This is a genomic window from Gilliamella sp. B2824, from assembly GCF_026536245.1.
Taxonomy (GTDB): Bacteria; Pseudomonadota; Gammaproteobacteria; order Enterobacterales; family Orbaceae; genus Gilliamella.
The window spans coordinates 58282-80825 of record NZ_JAFNON010000004.1 but is presented as its reverse complement, the minus strand read 5'-3'; the positions used below and the strand labels follow the sequence as shown (position 1 = coordinate 80825).

The 22544-nt window shown below is 34.8% G+C and carries 18 protein-coding genes; 10 read left to right on the top strand and 8 right to left on the bottom strand.

What is annotated here, in order from left to right; translation table 11 throughout:
* Window positions 1-375: 375 nt before the first annotated feature.
* The 3 genes from hpt to J3U56_RS05145 all read left to right on the top strand — a co-directional run bounded on the left by hpt (window position 376) and on the right by J3U56_RS05145 (window position 7077).
* Window positions 376-915, top strand: coding sequence for a hypoxanthine phosphoribosyltransferase (gene hpt, locus J3U56_RS05155; RefSeq protein WP_267332566.1), 540 nt, complete (start codon window positions 376-378; stop codon window positions 913-915).
* A gap of 674 nt (window positions 916-1589) precedes the next feature.
* Window positions 1590-3272, top strand: coding sequence for an autotransporter assembly complex protein TamA (locus J3U56_RS05150; protein WP_267344383.1), 1683 nt, complete (start codon window positions 1590-1592; stop codon window positions 3270-3272).
* A 1-nt stretch (window position 3273) separates the two neighbouring features.
* Window positions 3274-7077 (top strand): translocation/assembly module TamB domain-containing protein, encoded by a 3804-nt coding sequence (locus J3U56_RS05145; RefSeq protein ID WP_267366933.1) that lies wholly within the window; start codon window positions 3274-3276, stop codon window positions 7075-7077.
* Between the two features lie 156 nt (window positions 7078-7233).
* Here J3U56_RS05145 and J3U56_RS05140 read toward each other — a convergent pair whose 3' ends face one another.
* Together J3U56_RS05140 and mnmD are read right to left on the bottom strand one after the other, a co-directional pair.
* Entirely contained in the window at window positions 7234-8172 is a 939-nt protein-coding gene (locus J3U56_RS05140; RefSeq protein ID WP_267366930.1) for a hypothetical protein, read from the bottom strand.
* A gap of 201 nt (window positions 8173-8373) precedes the next feature.
* The gene (gene mnmD / locus J3U56_RS05135) at window positions 8374-9078 is read right to left on the bottom strand and encodes a tRNA (5-methylaminomethyl-2-thiouridine)(34)-methyltransferase MnmD (protein ID WP_267366928.1); all 705 of its coding nucleotides are present in this window, start codon (window positions 9076-9078) and stop codon (window positions 8374-8376) included.
* Window positions 9079-9168: 90 nt separating this feature from the next.
* On the opposite strand from mnmD, the gene J3U56_RS05130 reads away from it, so the two are divergent.
* The 6 genes from J3U56_RS05130 (at window position 9169) to J3U56_RS05105 (ending at window position 14740) form a co-directional block, all read left to right on the top strand.
* A complete protein-coding gene (locus J3U56_RS05130) occupies window positions 9169-9900 on the top strand; it encodes a 1-acylglycerol-3-phosphate O-acyltransferase (RefSeq protein ID WP_323849477.1) in 732 nt (243 codons plus the stop codon).
* A gap of 3 nt (window positions 9901-9903) precedes the next feature.
* Entirely contained in the window at window positions 9904-10683 is a 780-nt protein-coding gene (locus J3U56_RS05125) for a methyltransferase domain-containing protein (RefSeq protein WP_267348211.1), read from the top strand.
* 863 nt (window positions 10684-11546) lie between these two features.
* Window positions 11547-12473, top strand: a complete 927-nt coding sequence (gene rfaD, locus J3U56_RS05120) for an ADP-glyceromanno-heptose 6-epimerase (protein WP_267344372.1) — start codon at window positions 11547-11549, stop codon at window positions 12471-12473.
* 10 nt (window positions 12474-12483) lie between these two features.
* Entirely contained in the window at window positions 12484-13527 is a 1044-nt protein-coding gene (rfaF, locus tag J3U56_RS05115) for an ADP-heptose--LPS heptosyltransferase RfaF (RefSeq protein WP_267366925.1), read from the top strand.
* Between the two features lie 6 nt (window positions 13528-13533).
* Window positions 13534-14496 (top strand): lipopolysaccharide heptosyltransferase RfaC, encoded by a 963-nt coding sequence (gene rfaC, locus J3U56_RS05110; RefSeq protein WP_267332559.1) that lies wholly within the window; start codon window positions 13534-13536, stop codon window positions 14494-14496.
* 43 nt (window positions 14497-14539) lie between these two features.
* Complete coding sequence (locus J3U56_RS05105) at window positions 14540-14740, top strand: YaeP family protein (RefSeq protein ID WP_065635099.1); 201 nt, start codon at window positions 14540-14542, stop codon at window positions 14738-14740.
* Here the strand turns inward: J3U56_RS05105 and J3U56_RS05100 are convergent.
* The 6 genes from J3U56_RS05100 to J3U56_RS05075 all read right to left on the bottom strand — a co-directional run bounded on the left by J3U56_RS05100 (window position 14733) and on the right by J3U56_RS05075 (window position 20533).
* Complete coding sequence (locus tag J3U56_RS05100) at window positions 14733-16136, bottom strand: heavy metal sensor histidine kinase (protein WP_065635100.1); 1404 nt, start codon at window positions 16134-16136, stop codon at window positions 14733-14735. The genes J3U56_RS05105 and J3U56_RS05100 overlap by 8 nt on opposite strands.
* On the bottom strand, window positions 16123-16809 hold the full coding sequence (locus J3U56_RS05095; RefSeq protein ID WP_065635101.1) for a heavy metal response regulator transcription factor: 687 nt from the start codon (window positions 16807-16809) through the stop codon (window positions 16123-16125). Before J3U56_RS05095 ends, J3U56_RS05100 begins: the two co-directional genes overlap by 14 nt.
* Before the next feature lie 361 nt (window positions 16810-17170).
* Window positions 17171-18268, bottom strand: coding sequence for a tRNA (uridine(54)-C5)-methyltransferase TrmA (gene trmA / locus J3U56_RS05090; RefSeq protein ID WP_416379537.1), 1098 nt, complete (start codon window positions 18266-18268; stop codon window positions 17171-17173).
* Window positions 18269-18563: 295 nt separating this feature from the next.
* Complete coding sequence (locus tag J3U56_RS05085; protein ID WP_267366923.1) at window positions 18564-18692, bottom strand: hypothetical protein; 129 nt, start codon at window positions 18690-18692, stop codon at window positions 18564-18566.
* A 102-nt stretch (window positions 18693-18794) separates the two neighbouring features.
* Entirely contained in the window at window positions 18795-19136 is a 342-nt protein-coding gene (locus J3U56_RS05080; RefSeq protein WP_267344379.1) for a hypothetical protein, read from the bottom strand.
* A gap of 17 nt (window positions 19137-19153) precedes the next feature.
* Window positions 19154-20533: a hypothetical protein gene (locus J3U56_RS05075; RefSeq protein WP_267348215.1), complete on the bottom strand. Its 1380-nt coding sequence runs from the start codon at window positions 20531-20533 to the stop codon at window positions 19154-19156.
* A gap of 620 nt (window positions 20534-21153) precedes the next feature.
* Between J3U56_RS05075 and srmB the strand changes: the two genes are divergently transcribed.
* On the top strand, window positions 21154-22476 hold the full coding sequence (gene srmB, locus J3U56_RS05070) for an ATP-dependent RNA helicase SrmB (protein ID WP_416380296.1): 1323 nt from the start codon (window positions 21154-21156) through the stop codon (window positions 22474-22476).
* Window positions 22477-22544 lie beyond the last annotated feature (68 nt).

Below are 22544 nucleotides of genomic sequence, written 5' to 3'. Positions count from 1 at the left end.
CCAATAAATTTTTAATATACTCAGCCTACAAAGCAATTATCCTCACTCATATGATTAATTAAATGAGTAGTTGGTCAAAACACTATTATTTCATTTTTTTACAAAGTTTTTAAAGGGTTTAGAGTAAATCTTTTACCCAAACAGATAAAATACCCATACAAAATTCTCACAATATACAATAGCCAAAATTGCACAGTAGCAAAAATATAAAGCTTCGGTTTATTATCATTAAATGAAAATATCTAATCCTCATATCAGCTAATCTTATATTTATTCTAAACTTTCAATAAAAAATGTGGTTAGTTGTTCTTTTTATCGAGGAATATTGTTAGAATCTAAAACGATATTTTTAGAAAATTAATTCGAGCACTATTCATGAAAAAGCATACCTTAGAAATGATGATATCTGCACAAGATATCCAAAAACGCGTTTTTGAACTTGGACAACAAATCAGTAAAGACTATCAAAATAGCCAAAATGAACTCATTTTAGTCGGTCTTTTGCGGGGATCATTCATCTTTATGGCGGATCTAAGTCGTGCCATCACTGTTGGACACGAAGTTGATTTTATGACAGCATCAAGTTACGGCAATGCTGTAGTAAGTAACCGAGATGTTAAGATATTAAAAGACCTTGATGAGGATATACGTGATAAAGATGTTTTAATTGTTGAAGATATTATTGATACAGGCAATACCTTAAGTAAAGTTATGGCAATATTAAAATTGCGTCATCCCCGCAGTATTGAAATTTGTACTTTGCTTGATAAACCTTCTCGTCGTGAAGTATCGGTGCCGGTTAAATATATTGGATTTTCTATACCTGATGAGTTTGTCGTTGGTTATGGTATAGATTATGCACAGCATTATCGCCATTTACCTTATATTGGGCAGGTCACATTAATTGAATCTTAATCAATAGTTTATTAACATCAATAATGGGTAGAGCTAAAATATGTCCCAAACTAGCTTACATTTTCAATCGATAAATTAAGATAGTCCCATAATTTGAGTTGACCGGCATGAACCAGCAAGCTCACTGGAGATCAAATATTGCCGGTTATCAATTTCATCAAGTATCGATCAATTTTATTAAGATCATCACCTCACATCATTATTATTGGCAATTTAAAAAACCGATTTCTCTCTGCAACAGATAATAAGGCTTATACTAACAACCTTATTACATTTTATATTGAAAATATATCTTTTATCTCGACATTTTGTCATCTCAATAGCAAAACGAGAATGACCAGAAAAAAAGTCGTACTCTAACTTGATTTAAAGTAGGTCAAGTTGCTTAATTCACGCAACTACACGGCTGAGTTTTGCCATTTCAAATGCGAATAGATTATCAATGTAGTTAAACAACGCAACAATAGATAAATCATTACTAACCAGCAAAGCACTTCTAGTCGATAATTTAATGCTTTTTTACTTAGCTTATCATAGACGATGATAAGCTTAATATGATAAATTTGTCATCCAAACGAATTCGAAAAATTAACCTAATATAGATAGTATTTAAAATAATCAATCTTATCGAGGTATACGTGTCACGATTTTCCCGTTCATTATGTCTAGTTTTGATGATAACCACAGCGTCTAGTTATGCTGATATGAAATTATCCATTAAAGGGTTATCAGGAGAACTGGCTGATAATGTCGATGCGCGTATTTCGTTAATTGAGTCCAATAAAATTAATAATACGCCCAATTTTAAACGTTATTTTGAAAGTGAAGTTCAAAAAGCGCTACGCGCTTTAGGTTACTATTCCCCTACTTTTGACTATGACGAACAAGATCCTAAAGTCTTAAAAGTAAAAATTACACCAGGTGAACCCGTCATTGTTGAACAACTCAATATTAATATCACGGGTGAAGGTCAACATGATGAGGATTTTAAAGCGTTACTTAACAATAATCTGCCCAAAATTGGCGATGTGCTCAATCATGGTATCTATGAGTCATTCAAAAAAGCATTACTCAATTTGTCGCTCGACAAGGGGTATTTTGATGCCAATATGACTAAACACCAATTAGCCGTCTCAAATTATGAACATCAAGCTTTTTGGAATATTGATTTTGATACGGGTCAACGTTACAAATTTGGTAAAGTTAGCTTTCCCGATGCCAAAATTCGCAACGATTATCTAGCTAACATAGTGCCATTTAAAGAAGGTGATAGGTATACTGCCGAGCAATTATCGTTATTGAATCGGCGTTTAAGTTCAACTAACTGGTTCAATTCAGTTGTTGTGACCCCCGATTTTCCTCACTTAACAGCAAATAAAGAACTCCCGATCGTTGTCGCAACGTCACCTCGTAAAAAGAATAATATGGACTTAGGACTGGGTTATTCAACCGATAATGGCGTTCATGGAAAAATTGGTTGGAATAAGCCGTGGATAAATAGTCGTGGGCAAAGTTTTCAAAGCAATCTTTCGTTATCGTCACCAGAACAAACAATATCCATGAGTTATAAAATTCCCTTAAAAAAATCTCCATTAGAACAATATTACACGATCCAAGGTGGTTACAAAAAAATTGATAATAATGATACCTACTCGCGCTCTTATACCTTTGGGGTACTACGAAATTGGGATCATTTTGAGGGTTGGCAAACGGCTTTAGGTTTGAACATGTTGCGAGATAACTTTACCCAAGGTGATTCAAGTTATAAAACCTTTTTATACTATCCTTCTGTGAGTTTATCGCGAATTCGTAGTGATGGTAATTTATTAGCCATGTGGGGCGATTCACAACGGTATTCAGTTGAAGCGGCGGCAGATGCATTGGGTTCAGATATCAATTTAGTACGCTTTCAAGCGCAACAAACTTGGATCCGGTCATTGCAAAAAACACATCGATTTATTGCTCGAGGTAATTTTGGTATTATTCAAGCGAGTAATTTTGATAGAGTACCGCCATCGTTTAGATTCTTTGCTGGTGGTGATCGTAGTATTCGTGGCTATAAATATCAATCTATTTCCCCTGAAGATAAAAAAGGCAAGTTAAAAGGCGCCTCAAAGTTGATCACCGGCTCAGGTGAATATCAATATAATGTAACAGGTGCATGGTGGGGAGCTGTATTTGTGGATACGGGTGAAGCAATCGATAAAGTTGATAAAGCAAAATTCTATACAGGTACAGGTGTTGGCGTAAGATGGGCATCTCCTGTTGGTCCGATAAAATTAGATTTAGCCACCCCATTAAATAGGAAAGATAAAGGCTCTATTCATCTCTATATTGGTCTAGGAAGTGAATTATAATATGGCAGAAAATTCTATTAATTCGAATCAATCTAAAGCCTCGCATAACCGACATAAATGGAAAAAGCGTAGTGTTGTCATATTGTCTATTTTTATCTTCTTGATAACATTTGTCATTGTCATGATTTACACCAGTTTAGGCGTAAAATTGACAATGTTTGCGCTTAATAAATTTTTGCCTGAATTAAAAATCGAACAGGTAGACGGCACTTTTCATAATTTACATATCAAAGGGCTTTCTCTTAATTTGACTGGTGTTAATGTGTCAGTTGATGATGCATCACTTGAACTTTCAGGTTCATGCCTGATTCAAACAGTAGTGTGTTTAAAACATTTTAATGCTGATGGAGTCAATGTTAATGTTAATACGCAAGAAATTGAAAGCTCACCTGACGAAGTGGTTGATAATACCTCGCGTTTTACAATAAAAACCCCCTTACCTATCAAATTACAATCCACTCAACTCAATAATGTCAAAGTGAGTGTTGATGATATGCAATTTGGTCTATCAAGCTTTAATGGTAAAGCAACGTGGGTCAATGAAAAAATTTATGTTTACCCTACTACTGCAATGGGACTTTATGCGATATTTGCTGATACACCTTCAACCCCGATGCCAGCGCAAAAAAAAGAAACCAGTTTAGCTATTAATGAACAGATTAATCAATTATTTAATCAACCGCTAATAAGTTCATTACCTCAAGTTAGTATTCCTTTAGATATTAATGTAACGAGTTTATCTGGAAATGATTGGTTGTTACATATTGGAGGTGAAGATTATCACTTCAATCAGGTCACAATAAATACCGATATGGTAAACAATCACATTGTTGTAAAAAAAGTGGATACAGAGATTAAAACCCCTTATGCTAATGGTCACGCCTTAGTATCGGGTGAAATTACTCTCGGTAATGATTGGCCAATTGTTGCCTTAGTCAAAGCTGATACCGAGCAAAATCATTTTAATGGTCAATTTTCTGGAAAATTACTGGGTGAATTATACACTCACACTCGCTTAGATGGGCTAAACCAATTTGATCTTGATGGCCATATCAATTTTATCGAAAAATATTTACCAGTAATGACCAAACTTAATGGTAAACACATTCAATGGCCAATTGAAGGGACAGCCCAATATCAACTTAACGATTTTAATTTAACGCTGGGCGGTAACGTTCAGCAGTATGATTTAACAGCAAAAGGATCGGTAGCCGGCGAAAATATTCCCGCAACCACATTCGATGTGGCCGGTAAAGGTACAAATCAAGATGCAACTTTAGATCATAGCAGAATTAAATTACCGCAAGGCAACATAGACCTTGCTGGTCACATTAGTTGGCTAAAAGCGTTGCAATGGGATACTAATATTAAGCTTGATCATGTCGACATTACCAAAGAACTCCCTGATTATCCGATTCTATTAAATGGTCAACTTAAAACAAGTGGAAGCTTAGAAGGTGATAATTGGCAAGTGAATATTACCGATCTACAACTCAAAGGTAAAATAAAACAAGCTGATTTTGCAGCTAATGGTAATATGTTTGTTGATTCGAATCAGTCTTTATCGGCAAATAATCTCGCTATTATGTGGGGGAAAAATCAAATTAGTGTTGATGGTTCAACCCAAAAAGCGAATTTAAATGCCAAACTGAATTTAGCGTCGTTAGGATTACTGTTCGATGATATACAAGGGGCAATTGTTGGTAATATCAGAATGAATGGAACAAATGCAAATCCCATTGTTGACTCGAATTTGACTGTCACTGCATTAAGTTTAGGCAATATGTCCATTGCTAAGGCAAACTTAGCCGGAAAAATTCAATATCAAAATCAGTTAAGTGGTCAACTGAAACTAATTGGTGATAATATCCAATTAGCAAGCGAAACAATAAAAAAAGCCAATATCGAACTGACAGGTAACGAAAAGAAACATACATTAACGCTGGCGCTTGATGGACTTCCAGCATCGTTAAAGACAACCTTAACAGGTCAAATTGATAAAGATCATACTAAATGGACCGGAAATATTGCTAATGCACTGTTAAATTTAGATAATAATAACCACTGGCAGTTAACCAAACCGATATCATTATCTTATGATGTCACCAATCAGATCCCAACAATCGGGGCGCATTGTTGGCGTAATAATTATTCTAACCTATGTTTAGACAAACCATTATCAATATCAGCCAATAGCTCAAGCACAATTTCCCTTAAAGACATTGATTTGGCTAAATTACCGATACCCAATGAAGGGGATACTAAAATTACCGGAAGTTTAGATGGAAGAGTCGATATTAAGTTCAATGACAATAACAAAATTCCATCCATCAAAGCCAACATAAATAGTAATAAAGTTTATGTACAGCAAAATATAGGTAGTCAAACTTTACCCATCCCTTTTGATTTATTTAACATTAATGCTGAATTTAATGAACAACAAGCAAAATTAGATTGGCGTTTTAGTTTAAAGCAACTAGGTAAAGTAAGAGGTAATTTGATAATTGATGATCCAATTAATCAGAAAAAACTAGGTGGCCAATTAATTATTGATAATTTGGCATTAGCTCTACTCAACCCATTATTGGATAAAAATGAATATGCTAAAGGCGCAATTAATGGTGCCGTAAAATTTTCCGGTTCGCTTATCGATCCGTCTTTAACGGGTGACATTAACCTAAAACAAAGTGAAATCAAATCTAATCAGCTACCTGTTGATATTAATTCCGCTATGGTAGATATAAAATTAAATGGTAAATCATCAACATTAAAAGGAATTTTAACGACACAAGCCGGTAATATCAATATTAATGGTCATGCTAGTTGGCTGAATTTAAATAAATGGCAAGCTGAAATCACTGTCAATGGCGCAGCAATGCAAGTCACAGTGCCACCAATGATTGTGATGAATGTTGTGCCTGATATTAAAATTAATGCCTCTCAAGATGAATTAACGTTATTAGGTAAAGTCAGTATTCCAAAAGGTAAAATTACCGTTGATTCACTGCCACCATCGAGCGTGGATGTATCGTCTGACGAGGTCATGCTGGATAAAAATCGTCATCAGATCGAGCCACAAAAATTTGGAATGAAAATCAATAGTCACCTAGATATCGAAATTGGTGATGATGTTACCGTTGATGCCTTTGGTCTAAATGCTTCATTAAAAGGTAATTTAATCGCTACTCAAACAAATAAAGGATTGGATTTGCACGGTGAAATTCATATTCCAAACGGTCGATTCCATGCTTATGGGCAAGATTTAATCATTCGAAAAGGTGTCATTACCTTTTCTGGACCAACCGACCACGCTATGCTTGATGTTGAAGCCATCCGTAATCCGGATTCAATGGACAATAATAAAATTACGGCTGGCATTCGTGTTACTGGCTCGTCAGAAGATCCGAAAATCGAAGTATTTTCAGATCCGGCAATGTCACAGCAAGAAGCTTTGTCATACTTAGTGCGAGGTCAAGGGCTTGACAGTACTGATCAAAGTGACAACGATATGATGACAGCGCTATTAGTGGGGATTGGTACATCGAAAACAGGGAAATATATTGGTGATATAGGGAATGTTTTTGGCATCAAAAATTTGACTTTAGATACACAAGGGGCAGGCAATAGCTCTAAAGTAGTTGTAAGTGGCTATATTTTACCTAACTTACAGCTTAAATATGGTGTTGGTATTTTTGATTCGCTAGCCACTTTTACTTTACGTTATAGATTAATGCCAAGTCTCTACTTAGAGGCTACATCAGGACTTGCCCAAGCACTCGATCTTATTTATCAGTTCGAATTTTAGTATTAACTAATAAAAATAGTGTTAAGTTAATAATACTATTAATTAATAAGCGAAAGTCAGTGTTTATGAAAGCGTGGATTGATTGTATTTTACTGCAATGTTGCTATTGAATAAAAGCGAGCAGACCCCATGCTAAGCAGGGGGTCATTAAGGCGATTATTGTTCTAATTTTCCGTCTTCGAAAGGCGCATATCCAATACCTCTTTCGATGTAAGCATCTTTTACTTGACGGCATGGATAGGTTTGTCTAATTGTTTCTTCTAATTGAATTCCTTTTAAAAAATCTGAATTTTCAGCCTTAACTTGTTCTAGTTTATCGATGCAAGCATTATAAGTAGTCACAAATTCTGTATTGTTTTGAGTATAAAACTTGACAAGCTTGTTATGTTGATTTTGCCAAGCGTTATTCCAAGCAACTCTACACACCGCTAAAAGTTTTAAATCGTCAGCACAATAAATGGGCTCTTTAGCTTTAATTGTTTGCAGATCGTCGTTAGCTAATTCTTCAGTTGCTTTTTCTTGTAATGCTTCTTGCGCGATACTACAATTAGAAATAGTTCGTTTATCTAACTTACATAATGATGTCATTTTAGTTTTAAGTTGATCAAAGGATAATTGTTTCAACTCTTTTTTACCTTCATCAACTTTTTCTTTAAAAATAGTTTCCCATGCAACACATTTAGGATTACCGCTTGTACTTGAAAATAAAGCTTTTTTACATTCATCAATCTTTAAATACTCATCAATAACGTCAGTCCATGTTAAGCCATTAATTTGTTTTTGAATATCTGCCATTGCTGAATCAATGGCTTGTTTTTGCTCAGCTTCTTTACGCTGTTTCTCTTGTTCATCTTTTAATTGTTTGTCTTTCTTAATAGCACTTTCTGCCGCCAAACACTCTGGATTATTACTGACTTTTTCAGCAGCATTTTTATCTTTTGCCATAAAAGCTTTTTTAAAATCTTGGGTGCATTGTTCAAGTTTTTCGGTTGCTGCATCAATATTTTTTAGAAAATATTCTTCATTTTTTTCTTCACAACCAGCTAAAGCCATAGCGCCTATTAACGCCAGTGGTAATAGTTTAAAAGTTTTCATGTTTTCTCCTGTTCAACTTAAGTTGTACTTTCCTTATGTTATTAAAAAATAATCTATTGTTATATTTCAAGATATTATATCAATGAGTTTATAAATTTTAGTAAATTGTTGAATTATTGTTACCGTATTCACTTACCTTATTAATTACAAGATGATTGATAATAAATGATTATGACAATTTTATCTACTTAGCATAACTTATCATTTATAGCCAATTAGCATTTCTCGCTTTACCCCAAATCCTTTTTGCTTATTAACAACAAAGCCAGCACTCAGTAAATTACGGCGCACAAAACCCGCTGCGGTAAACGTTGCAAAACGTCCACCTGAACGAGTTAGCTTATAGCAAGCCTTAAACAAGGATTCAGACCACATGTCGGGATTTTTAGCCGGTGAAAAACCATCAAAAAACCATGCATCAATCAAAATATGTTGTTTAGTTACAAATGTTGCAAATTGTGCAACATCATCATAACAAACCGATAAATTCACATCTTGACTTAATATCGTGGATTGACTCAAATGCTCGCGCAATTTTTTTGCTAATGGCGCTAAAGGATGATCTTTTGCAATGACACTATTGTGTATTTTTTTCATTTCATCCATCGATAATGGATATTTTTCGACACTAAAAAATTGCAATTTTTTTAGTGGGTGATCGGGGTTGTGCTTTTTGAATTGTAAAAAATGATGCCATAAAACTAAAAAACTCAGTCCTGAACCAAAACCGGTTTCACCGACAATAAATGTGTGATGATTGTGTTGTAAAAATCGCAAATTAAGCTCATTGCCTTCAATAAATACATATGTTGTTTCAGCAACCGCACCATCAGTATTGAAATATACATCATCAAAATAACCAGAAATTGCTGTATTATTGTCCCAAATAATTGTCGATTTTTGCATAAATACCCTTAATGTGTGAAACAGACAAGCTAACTGTATATTAGCCTAGATTAAGTATATAATACGCGCATTAAACTTATGAGGTAAATTATGGTTTTTCTTTTTCGCTTAATTAGTGTAATAGTTATAGGGATTATTGTTTGTGTCTTAGGCATAGTTTTTTGTCTATTTAATCCACGTAATCCAAAAAATATTGCTCGATTCGCTCATCTTTTTAGCTTCTTTTTTAAACCAATCTTAGGGCTAAAAATTGATACACGTAAATATCCTGATATCGAAAAAATAGGTAGTTGCGTCTATATCGCCAACCACCAAAATAATTTTGATATGATTGTTGCAGCCGATATTTTTCAACCTAAAACAGTTACAGTTGGTAAAAAGAGTCTTGCTTGGATTCCTTTTTTTGGTCAGCTCTATTATCTCACCGGTAATATTCTAATTGATCGCAATAATAAAACTAAAGCGCATGATACGATTGCATTAGTTGTTGATGAAATAAAAAAACAAGGCATCTCAATTTGGATGTTTCCTGAAGGTACCCGTAGTCAAGGTCGTGGCTTACTGCCATTTAAAACCGGTGCATTTAAAGCTGCGATTGCCGCCGGTGTGCCAATTGTGCCTATTTGTGTTTCTGATACCAATTCGATTAAATTAAATCGTTTAAACAACGGCCATATGATTGTTGAGATGCTCGCACCGATCGAAACGAAAAACCTACGAAAAGAGGATGCTCGCACTTTAATGGAACAGTGCCATCAATTGATGAGTGACAAAATCGAACAAATCAATATGCAAGCCAAGCAACAAGATAATCAAAAATAATTTATGACTAAACAAGACCGTAACTTTGATGATATCAGCGATAAGTTTGCACAAAACATTTATGGCACAACAAAAGGAAAAATTCGTGAAGCGATTGTTTGGCAAGAGCTAGTTAAAATCTTAACATGTTACCCTGCCAATCAATCATTAAGAATTCTTGATGCAGGTGGTGGACAAGGGCAAATTGCTTGTCGATTAGCCCAAATGGGACACCAAGTCACGCTTTGTGATATTTCTGAGCACATGTTAGCTTTAGCCAAACAAAAAGCCCAAACTGAAAACCTTACGTTGAATTTCATCCATAGCTCAATTCAACAGCTCAGTAATTATGTTCATGAACAATTTGATCTCGTCATTTGTCATGCTGTTTTAGAATGGGTGGCAGAGCCTGTTGAGGTCATCGCATCTTTAAAAAAATACTTAAAACCTGAGGGTTATCTATCTTTGATGTTCTATAACCTTGATGCATTACTATTTAAAACTGTCACTCTAGGCAATTTTGGCTACACCCAATCAGGTCTTCGTAAACGTAAAAAAAAGACGCTTTCACCCGATTATCCAAGAAAACCTCATGATGTCTACACTTGGTTAACTCACCTTGGCTTTGTTATTACCAATAAAACAGGAATTCGAGTTTTTCATGATTACTTAAACAATAAATCCAAAGCTGAAAGTCATTTTGATCAATTACTTGAGTTAGAAAAACAGTATTGCCAAACTGAACCTTATCTGAGTTTAGCTAGATACATTTTGATAAGTGCAAAATTAAACAATGACGATTGAGTGATAGATAAAATATAGCCTTCTATCAGGCTATATTCATCTTCTAAAATAAGTATCATTATGCCTTTACAATTAATAAAGGTTCTGTCCGCACTGCCTAACAACAATTGGTATTGCTTTCGAAATTTCAATTTGTTCTTTTACTTCGACTCATCTAATCAGCAGTTAATTAGCCAACAAGCGTACTCTATAAATTTTACACAAACAATCAAGATTGCACGACAATTAGCCTTAATTAAAGGCTTTAGCAATGATAGTCAAAAAACTAAAAAATTTACGCAAAAACATTCTACTTGTTATCATTTTGGTGGCAACGTTGAACAAGTTTGGTTAACAACGCTTAAACATTTGCTGAATCGACATTCATAAAAAATAGATATTAAAAATAATACAACGCTTTTATAGGCAGGCAATGTTTGCTTTGACAAAAGCTGGGATTAGCGCTTTAACCGTTATTGATACAACAAATTCTTTTGTTGGTATTATTAATTATGATGTTATTTGAAAATGGCTCAACGGTTATCTCTGATTTACGCCATAAATACGTTTAAAGTGGCATATTAACTGACTGCATTATCAATAATAACCAATATACTAAATGCAGTCATAGCACTGACAAAACACTATAGCACAAATCAAATTACCGCTTTGCTAGTACTTAATGATCAGCAAAACGAGTAGAAATACTTGATATTTCTAATATCGAGTATAAATTACCCCATTTAGTTAGTTAAGTTGTCAATTGTTCTGTACAATTTAGTTACTAATGCTCAATGATGACTTTAACTTAAATGATTACTCGAAAATTTTTGCATAAATCGGTATCATAAGTAGATTAAATAGATTAGTTAAGGAAAATGATTATGATCGTAGTAACGGGTGGCGCTGGGTTTATAGGAAGCAATATTGTTAAAGGATTAAATAATCAAGGATATCAAGATATTTTAGTTGTCGACGATTTAACCGATGGAACTAAATTCGCAAATTTAGTCGATTTAGATATTGCTGACTATATGGATAAAGATGAATTCATTTCAGCTATCATTGCGGGAGAACAGCTCAATATTGAAGCGATCTTCCATCAAGGTGCTTGTTCATCAACAACAGAATGGGATGGCAAGTTTATGATGGAAAACAACTATGATTATTCGAAAGATTTGTTACATTACTGTTTAGATTTCAATATTCCTTTTTTATATGCATCATCAGCGGCAACTTATGGTGGACGTAGTGATAACTTTATTGAAGATCGCTGTTATGAAAAACCGTTAAACGTCTATGGATATTCTAAGTTTCTTTTTGATCAATATGTAAGAAAAATCCTACCTGATGCAACTTCACAAGTGTGTGGTTTTCGCTATTTTAATGTTTACGGACCACGCGAAAATCATAAAGGCAGTATGGCTAGCGTTGCCTTTCACTTGAACGAACAAATCCATAAAGGTGAAAAACCGAAATTATTTGTTGGCAGTGATAATTTTAAACGCGACTTTATTTATGTTGGCGATGTAGTTGATGTCAATTTATGGTTTTGGAAAAATAATATCTCTGGGATTTACAATTGTGGTACAGGCCGCGCCGAGTCATTCCAAGCTGTCGCAGATGCGGTATTAAGTTATCACAAAAAAGAGGAAATTGATTACATTCCATTTCCTGATCACCTAAAAGGACGTTATCAACGTTTTACACAAGCAGATTTAACTAAGTTTAGAAAAACGGGTTGTCCAATTGATTTTAAAACAGTAAGTGAAGGGACAACTGAATATATGCAATGGCTTAATGAGCAATAAAGGAAGTCAAATGAAAACGTTGATAATTGGCCCGTCTTGGGTGGGTGATATGATGATGTCACAAAGCCTATATCGAACTTTAAAACAACTTGATCCTAGCGTTGAAATCGATGTCATGGCACCCGCTTGGTGTCGAGCATTACTGAATAAAATGCCGGAAGTAAATCAATCGATTGCAATGCCTTTAGGTCATGGTGAATTTAATCTTATGCAACGTTATCATTTAGGTAAAGAGCTACGTAATAACAATTATGAACAAGCTTTTATTTTACCTAACTCGCTTAAATCAGCGCTAATTCCTTTTTTTGCTAAAATTCCTAAACGAACAGGTTGGAAAGGTGAAATGCGTTATGGATTATTAAATGACTTGCGCAAATTAGATAAGCCAGCATTTCCACAAATGGTCGAACGTTATGTTGCGCTTGCTTATCCTAAACAACAAATTCATTCAGCACAAGATCTGCCTAAACCATTATTGTGGCCAAAATTAGAGGTTAGCCAAGAGGATATAACCAATACTTTAACCCTGTTCAATATTGCAAACGATGAACCTTTAATTGGTTTTTGTCCCGGCGCTGAATTTGGACCGGCTAAACGATGGCCCGATTACCATTATGCAGCACTAGCCGATATGATTGTAAGCCAACATGCTAAAATTTTAATATTTGGTTCGGCAAACGATCGGGAAGTTGGAAATCAAATTATGGCCAAAATGACGCATAGTGATCAATGTATTAATCTTGCTGGCGAAACACAGCTTGAGCAAGCAATTAATTTAATTGCAGGGTGTAAAGCAATCGTTACTAATGATTCTGGTTTAATGCATGTTGCTGCCGCATTAGATCGACCTTTAGTGGCGCTTTATGGGCCAAGTAGTCCCGATTTTACGCCACCTTTATCCAACAGAGCAGAAATTATTCGATTAATCACCGGATATCACAAAGTACGTAAAGGCAATGGCGATCAAGGGTATCACCAAAGTTTGATCGATATAAAACCCGCTCAAGTGTTCGAAACGTTAATGAATCTCATCGTACGTTGTGAAAAAGAGTAACTAATCATGCGTGTACTTGTTGTTAAAACCTCTTCGATGGGAGATGTGCTGCACACACTACCTGCACTAACTGATGCAGCAAATTGCTTAACTGATGTTACTTTTGACTGGGTGGTAGAAGAGAACTTTGCCCAAATTCCCAGTTGGCATTTTGCGGTAGATACAGTTATACCAGTGGCAATCCGACGTTGGCGCAAAAATTGGTTTGCAAAACCAATACGGCAAGAACGTCACGCTTTTATTGAACAACTTCAACAGAAGCAATATGATGCAATTATCGATGCACAAGGGCTAATTAAAAGTGCGTTTTTGATTACACGCAAGGCTAAAGGCATTAAACATGGCTTAGACCGTCAAAGCATCAAGGAGCCCATAGCGAGTTGGTTTTACGATATAAAGCACCACATACCCAAGCAAATGCATGCAATTGAACGTGTTAGAATGTTATTTGCCCAAAGCCTTAATTACCCTATTCCAACCCTCACTGGCGATTATGCTATTGCTCGCCACTTTCTAAGTACTTTACCGAGTGATGCAGGACAATACCTTATTTTTTTACATTCTACAACGCGGGATGAAAAACATTGGAGTGAGGAGCAATGGCGAGAATTAATCAAACAAATTGAGCCAACAGGTTTAAAAATTAAATTACCCTGGGGGGCACCACATGAACAACAACGAGCAATTCGCCTTGCGCAAGGTTTTAACCATGTTGAAGTGTTACCAAAACTCTCATTAAATGATATTGCGACCATTATTGCAGGTGCTAAAGCGGTTGTTTCGGTTGATACCGGATTGAGTCATCTAACAGCAGCATTAGATAGACCAAATATTACGCTATTTGGTCAAACTGATCCTAAGTTAATTGGTGGTTATGGCAAAAATCAATACAGTATTATTTCGCCAGAAAAAAGCATGAAAACAATCACTGCACAGCACGTTTACCAAAAATTGACTGATTTGTTATAAATGAGTCAATCCATCATTGCTTAACTAAAAAGGGATAAAATTAATGAATAATTATTGTGAATTAATTCGTGAAAAATATGCACAAATTGGCAGCAATGAACTTGGTTACATTGAAGATGCGCTAAGTGCTGTTATGCAAGCACTTGATGAAGTAGCCAGCAACCAACTGGTTCCCAAAGAGTTAAGAGATAAAGCGGCTTACGCAGCCGCAAATTTACTAATTAGCGACTTTAATGTCACATAGCAGTGGGTAAATTAATAATAAACCGTGTAGATTGTTCATCAGACTCGACATAAATAGAGCCTTTATGCGTTTCAATTATTGATTTTACAATTGCTAATCCAATACCCGCTCCAGAAGCATCATTTCCATTACGATGACGAGATTCATCTACACGATAAAACCGGTCAAAAAGATGAGGTAAATGCCGGCTATCAATTTTCTTACCTGGATTAGAAATGATAATCTTCACACGTTTATCGGTGACTTGACTTAAAACAATTCTGATAATTTGATTTTCAGGCGTATAACGAATAGCATTGGATAAAATATTACTTATTGCTCTAGCTAGCATCATTTTATCACCTTGAATATGCGCACAATTACCTTCCAGATTAAAAGCAATATTCTTTTCATCAGTAAGGGGTTCAAAATATTCACACATTAAGCTGAGCATATTATGTAAGTCAATATCGATTAAATTTGGCACTAATTGACGATTATCAGCCTGAGCTAAGAACAGCATATCCGATATCATTAATGACATTCTTTCATACTCTTCTAAGTTAGAATATAAAATTTCTCGGTATTCTTCAGTTGATCGAGCATTATTTAACACGATTTGAGTTTGCGTAGTTAAGTTAGTAATGGGTGTTCGCATTTCATGCGCAATATCAGCAGTAAAATTACGCTGACGAAGAAAAACATCTTCCATCCGACTAAGCATATTGTTAAATGCGCGTACAAGGCTGACGTATTTGATAGGAACAGTCGAGGTTGAAATTCGATAATTAAGGCTTTTCATATTAATACGCTCAATTTTCTTAATTAAGCGATTAATCGGCTTTTGAGTGTAATATATCGAAATGATTGATCCAATTAGCGCAAGTACACAAGAGATTGCAATGAGGAGACCAAGCCCATTTCTTAATCGATTAATAAATTCCAATTGTAAATCACGACCAACAGCTACAATAGTCGTATATTGATTATGTGGTTCAACCATAACGCGTGAAGCGGCAATTCGATAAGATGATTTATCCATATTGGATATTGCTGTCGTATGCTCAGTGACTATCTTTTCAAATTCATCTGGTTTTAGAGCAAGCATTAAATTAGGACCACGTGTCCGATATAATATTTTACCAGAATCATCAATAATATAGACAAACAGATGATGATGACCTGTCAAAATTAATAATAAATTTTGAAAAAACTCATCACGATTATCATCAGGAGAATAATAAGTAAGCTCTCGTTCAATAGAAGAAATTACCGAATTCAATTCAGTGACATTTTGTTGAATCGAAAATTTTTCAAATGAACGTTCGATCAGATAACTAAAACAATAAAGTAACCCACATGTCAGTAAGCACACAATTAAGGGCAAACGAAATGAGATAATTTTAATCCGCTTCATCCAATACATCTAATTTATATCCCATTCCACGCACAGTATGTATTAATTTGGGTTCAAACCCAGCATCGATTTTATTTCGTAATCGCCTAATTGCCACATCTATCACGTTGGTGTCACTATCAAAATTCATATCCCACACTTGTGAAGCAATAAGCGATCGAGGTAAAACCTCGCCAGGATAACGTAAAAAATACTCCAGTAATAAAAATTCTTTATTAGTTAATTCGATTCTTTTATCCGCTCGCGTAACTGTGCGCTTAGGTAAGTCCATCACCAAATCAGCAATAGTAAGTTGATAATTGTTAACTTGGGGAACATTACGTCTTAATAATGATTTGACCCTCGCCAAAAGTTCAGCAAACGAAAAAGGCTTAACTAAGTAATCATCAGCACCTAAATTAAGACCTTTAACTTTATCATCAACACTACCCATTGCGGTAAGCAAAATAATTTGTGTATCTTTGCCTGCCTCACGTAAAGATTGGACAATTTTCCAACCAACGATATCGGGTAACATCACATCAAGTATGATTAAGTCATAATCTTCGGTCATAGCACGATGGTAACCATCTAAGCCATTATCGGTTAAATCAACAATAAAACCAGATTCAATTAAACCTTGGCGTAAGTATTCGCCTGTTTTATGTTCATCTTCAACAACTAACAATTTCATTTTGAGTATTTCCTTTATTATTTTAGTTGATTATCGAAATTGCATAATGCTGTAATAGGATATATGAAAAAACCAAATGACATCATGACAAATTAATGACTATATTGTAATTTTCATGTCACTAATTAGTTTGTTTGTCTCTGTTATAGTATGCACACAATGATTCATGAGGCTAGACATTATTGTTTCATTGTTTTATTTCCTTTCATCCATTCCTTGCAATTTAATGCAGCCCTAGTTTATCTAGGGTTTTTTTTATTAATAATAAAGAAAATAGCGTTCTGTTAACCAAACACCGATTCTTGCGTTGAAAGGTATGTGTTATTTTAACAAAATTAAAGCATTTTGGGTACGCAAAGAACTATTTTTTCTGTAGTACTACGCCCATTTCTATATGATCGGTATATGGGAACTGATCAAACATAGCTAAGTGTTTAATTTCATGTGTTGCGATAAGTTGTTGCAAATTTTCTTTTAAAGTATAAGGATTGCATGAAATATAGATGATTGTAGCGTAGTTTTTAAGATTATTGATGGTGCCTTGGTCTAATCCACCTCGTGGTGGATCAACTAAAACGGTCTGGCACTGATAACTGTCTAGATCAATGCCTTTTAATCGATTAAATTCACGCTCTTTTTTAATTGCGCAAGTAAACTCCTCGGCAGATAGTCTGGCTATCACTAAATTATCAATTTGATTAACCGCAATATTATGTTGTGCCGAATAGACCGAAGCTTTGGCAATTTCTGTCGCTAAAACTTTACGAAAGTTTTGTGCTAAAGCAACCGAAAAATTACCATTACCACAATAAAATTCAAGTAAATCGCCAGATGAACCTTTAGTCACTGAAATTGCCCACTCTAACATTTTGATATTAACTGCGGCATTAGGCTGAGTAAAACTATTTTCAACTTGACGATATTGAAATGTTTTATCCAGCACTGGCAAAACTTCATCCACATAATCAACATCAATTGAAATTTTTTGATTACTTGAACGCCCCACTAAATTGACATTAATTCCCTGATCGGCTAATTGTTGCTTTAACAATCTTGCTTGAGCAATCCAATTTTCATCGAGTTTTTTATGATATAACAACGTAATTAATAGTTGGCCACTCAACGTGGAAAAATAGTCTATTTGAAAAAGTAAATGACGTAATGATTCATTGTACTGTAAAAGTGGTAAAACAGCTTGCATGGCTTGATTAATAAGCTTTGTTGCAATAGGAAAGCTATCGATGCGAACCCGTTTCTTAGTTTTTTTATCATACATAATATGATAAAGATCTTCACCATTATGCCATATTCTAAATTCAGCACGCATCCGATAATGACTTACTGGAGAAGAATAAACTTTCAATTCAGGTAGCACAAAATCGCTAAAAAGTGTTTTTAGATTATTGATTTTGTTTTGTAATTGTCGGTTATATTGATCGTTGGAAAAACATTCAGTCATCTTCATTAAGTCATCGCTATTAGGAAAATATGATAAAAGAAATACTGCTCATCATCGCATAACTAATCAACTACCATAAATAATTCAATCAGGTGATTAATTAAAAACGCGATTTAAAAGCAGTAATAGTATGATTTAATAAAATCCTATTAATCATAACATATACATGAAGGCTGTTATAACAATAAACACATTATTAGCCTAGGATTTAGACATTTTACTTAAAATTTAATATAAATTTTTGTTATATATAAAACTGCATTGCTTGATCTATCCGTAATAAATCATTTTAAATTCAAACTCTTGAATTAGATTTTTCTTTAAATATCACATCGACTATTTTTGATACATAATCCTTTGTATGTTTTTTGCACTCTAAAAATTGCGCCAGTTCGCTACGCTCTCTGGAGGCAATTTTTATCATTAATCCTTTTCCTTAAACTGCTACTTGTTTCACGCTCATTACATGATCTGCTAACGTTCTTAATCGCTAGCAAATCATCAATTACGCATGATATATAACAAACTATTTTTCTTCTTCAGATAATAACTGTTTTAGCTTTCTCTCATACCAATCATGGTAAGATACGGGTTCAAACGACCAACTGTTAGGAATTTTGAAGCCACTATCGGTTACAATTAAATTAGTTATATCTAAATTTATTAAACTTTTTAATGGCATGCCCGCATTTAAAATTGCTTTATTTCCTAGCATTTTATATCGTTTTACTCGCACATTTAACGGTAAATCTAACTCTTTTAACGACAAATAAAGCGATACACCATAAAGCTGGACAAACATTCTTTCACGATAAAAATAAATATTATCAAAACGCTCACTCTGTTTTAATTTTTCAGTAATGTTCATTATCCTTTTATGACCTTCTAAAACGTTATACAAGCAACTCTTGCGCTTGTTGTTGTACTCCAAGAGGTATCAACGTCACCATAATTAGAATGAACATTAAATACAAGCCCCCCCGTAGTTTTATGATTAACTACGTAGTCACCGGTATACCAGTTACTGCCTGTATAATACTCATTATTTACCATCCCCCATTCGTTAAATAACCCGCCAATCCAATGCTCATTCCAATAACTGATTCTTCGTTGATAAACATTACCTTGACCAGGCAAACCCATCGCCAATCTCTCACCAGATACAATATCCTTACCATTTGCATTCGTTAAATCAAACACTTCAGGAAGTTTATAATTCCCCCCCAAAGTACGACAAAAAGCCTGACCATCATCAAAAAAAGTATTATCAGTACTTGGTTTTACTAAGTACCAACGCCAAATGGTAAATTGGTAGATTAGATTAGTTTTACTTTGATCGCTATAGAGTTTAAATGTTGAAACTGAAAACGACTTATTTGGCGAGTCTATAGCAGGCCCTTTCAATGTAATACGTACAGCATAATCACCTTCGCGACTGAGTGATAAAGAAATTCCAGTACCCGATGAAGCATTGACTGTATTACTATTTATTGCAATAAATTCATTTGCAGTTAGACCTGCCAATTGCATAATAAAAAAGAAATTATTAGAACCGGTTGTTGGAAAATTACTTGTGGCATCATTAATATTTTGCGGTTTAAATCCTCTATCCGGATCCCATTGCTCAGGGGGACCAGCATAATTGCCATTTTCATATATATCTCCTGGTTGACTTCCTTTACCAAAAACTAAATGAGGTTTTAAATAACACGCTTTTTTTACATTCGGAATAATGTAATAGCTATGACTTCCGCCCTTGAATGAACTCATATCCGGTATGCCATAGTTAGTCAATAACGCGCCATCATCGGCACTAAGTGTTAATTTATAGGGGGATTTACACGCATCTAACTCACTATTCGGATTCGATTTAATATTGTCTGTTATATCGACACCTTCAACATCCTCCCACTTTGCTTTCAAATAACCCGTGACAGTAGAAAGCTTATCCCCATCTGCATCACGCCAATAATTATTTGCTACTATTGCATTGGCTAACGGCATTGATGGATAACTAGTAAAAGGTAAATTGGTTTTGATATCAGCAAATGTTGGTGATGGTTTATCTATTACTATTGGAGTTAAAGAAGTTGAAGTATCTTCCAAAACGGATATTGCCTGATTATTCGGTAATATTAACGATAAGAGTGGTAATACCGTCGTTGAAGTTGTCTTTCCTTCATCAAAACTGATATAAGGACTATTACCATTTATTACCTGTGCTGTTTGTGTCGTTAAAGCATGTACCGGCTTTATCGATACCACTGTAAACAACACCAACAAAAATAGAGTGCATAAACCTGTTTTTACTATCCTCTGCCTTAAAAACGCTTTGAATAAAGAGATATGATTAAGCTTATTGATATAGAATAAATAAAGAGATGAATTTGAAAATGGATTTTTGTATAAAGAATGAAACTCTTGATAACAATTATTATCACTATTAACTAATAAAAACGATGCCCGATGCCCGATGCCCGATGCCCGATGCCCGATGCCCGATGCCCGATGCCCGATGCCCGATGCCCGATGCCCGATGCCCGATTAAGACCATATTTTAACATATTTTTACCATTCCTTGTAGCAGTATAACGGGTATTTTTTAAAATTATTCAACAATATATACTGTTAAAAAAAATAACTTCAATAACAATATTACGCTAATCGAATAATAATTTAATAATATACTAAATGATATGAATTTTTTTGTAATGTGTTTTTCCGTAAAGTTTTGTAAGGCGTTGATGACGCTTAAAGGTACATGTTGATGGACTGCAAATTATTTACTTTCCGTTCAACCATTAAGCATTGCTACGCTTTTATTGATTGTAGTTATAGGGATTGCCGCTATAATGTGTAACAAAATTTTAGCTAAAAAGATCATTATGACCGCACAAACTTTTTTAGATTTAGGATTAGATGAGATCTTAATCGAAAACCTGCAAGCACAAAATATTCATACACCAACAGCCATTCAGGCGCAAACTATTCCTGCCGCACTCGATGGTAAAGATATTTTAGGATCTGCACCCACAGGTACAGGCAAAACATTGGCTTTTTTAATCCCAGCGGTGCAACATCTGCTCGATTTTCCTAGACGCAAACCTGGTCCACCACGTATTTTAATTTTAACACCAACTCGTGAACTTGCCATGCAAATTGCAGAACAATCGAAGCGCCTAACACAATCAACGCATCTGAGCACTGCGACAATAACCGGCGGTGTGGCTTATATGAATCATGCTGAAGTGTTTAGCAAAAATCAAGATATTGTGATAGCGACAACCGGTCGATTATTACAATATATCAAAGAAGAAAATTTTGATTGCCGCGCTGTTGAAATGTTAATTTTAGATGAAGCTGATCGTATGTTAGATATGGGCTTTTCACAAGATGTTGAAACCATTTCGGCAGAGACGCGTTGGCGTAAACAAACACTTTTATTCTCGGCAACGCTTGAAGGTGAAGGATTGCATAACTTTGCCAGCCGTATCTTAAATGATCCAATCGAAATTAGTGCCGATCCTTCACGCAAAGAGCGCAAAAAGATCTTACAATTTTATTATCGAGCCGATGATTTAACGCATAAAGTGGCTTTATTAATCCATTTATTAAAACAAGACGAGTTGAAAAAAACCATTATCTTTGTGCGTAAACGTGAACGTGTGCATGAATTGGTGACTTGGTTACATCAAGCTGGCATCAATAGTTGTTACTTAGAAGGTGAAATGGTACAAGCCAAACGCAACGAAGCAATAAAAAGAATGAGCAATAATACCGTTAATATATTAGTGGCGACTGATGTCGCTGCACGCGGTATTGACATTGATGATATTAGCCATGTGATTAATTTTGACGCCCCTAAAACAGCGGATGTCTATTTACACCGCATTGGTCGTACGGCTCGTGCTGGCAAAAAAGGCACGGCGATAATGCTAATCGAAGCTCATGATAATGAGTTATTGCAAAAAATTGAACGTTACATTCAAGAACCGATTAAGTTAAGAACTATTGATGAATTGAGACCGAAAACCAAAGCCCCTAAACGCGTAACCAAGAAAAAGCCATCACAAAAAGCAAAATTAAAAAGTGAAACTAAAAAACAAGATGCAAAAAATAAAAAAATAAAATTGCGCCATCGTGATACTAAAAATAAAGGGAAGCCGAAAAAATCAATAAGTAATTTCGAACAAAAACAACAAAGTTAATAGTTTGAACTTATGAAATCAATTGCTTATAACGAATTGGACAAATAGCGTTAATTGCTATAATAACT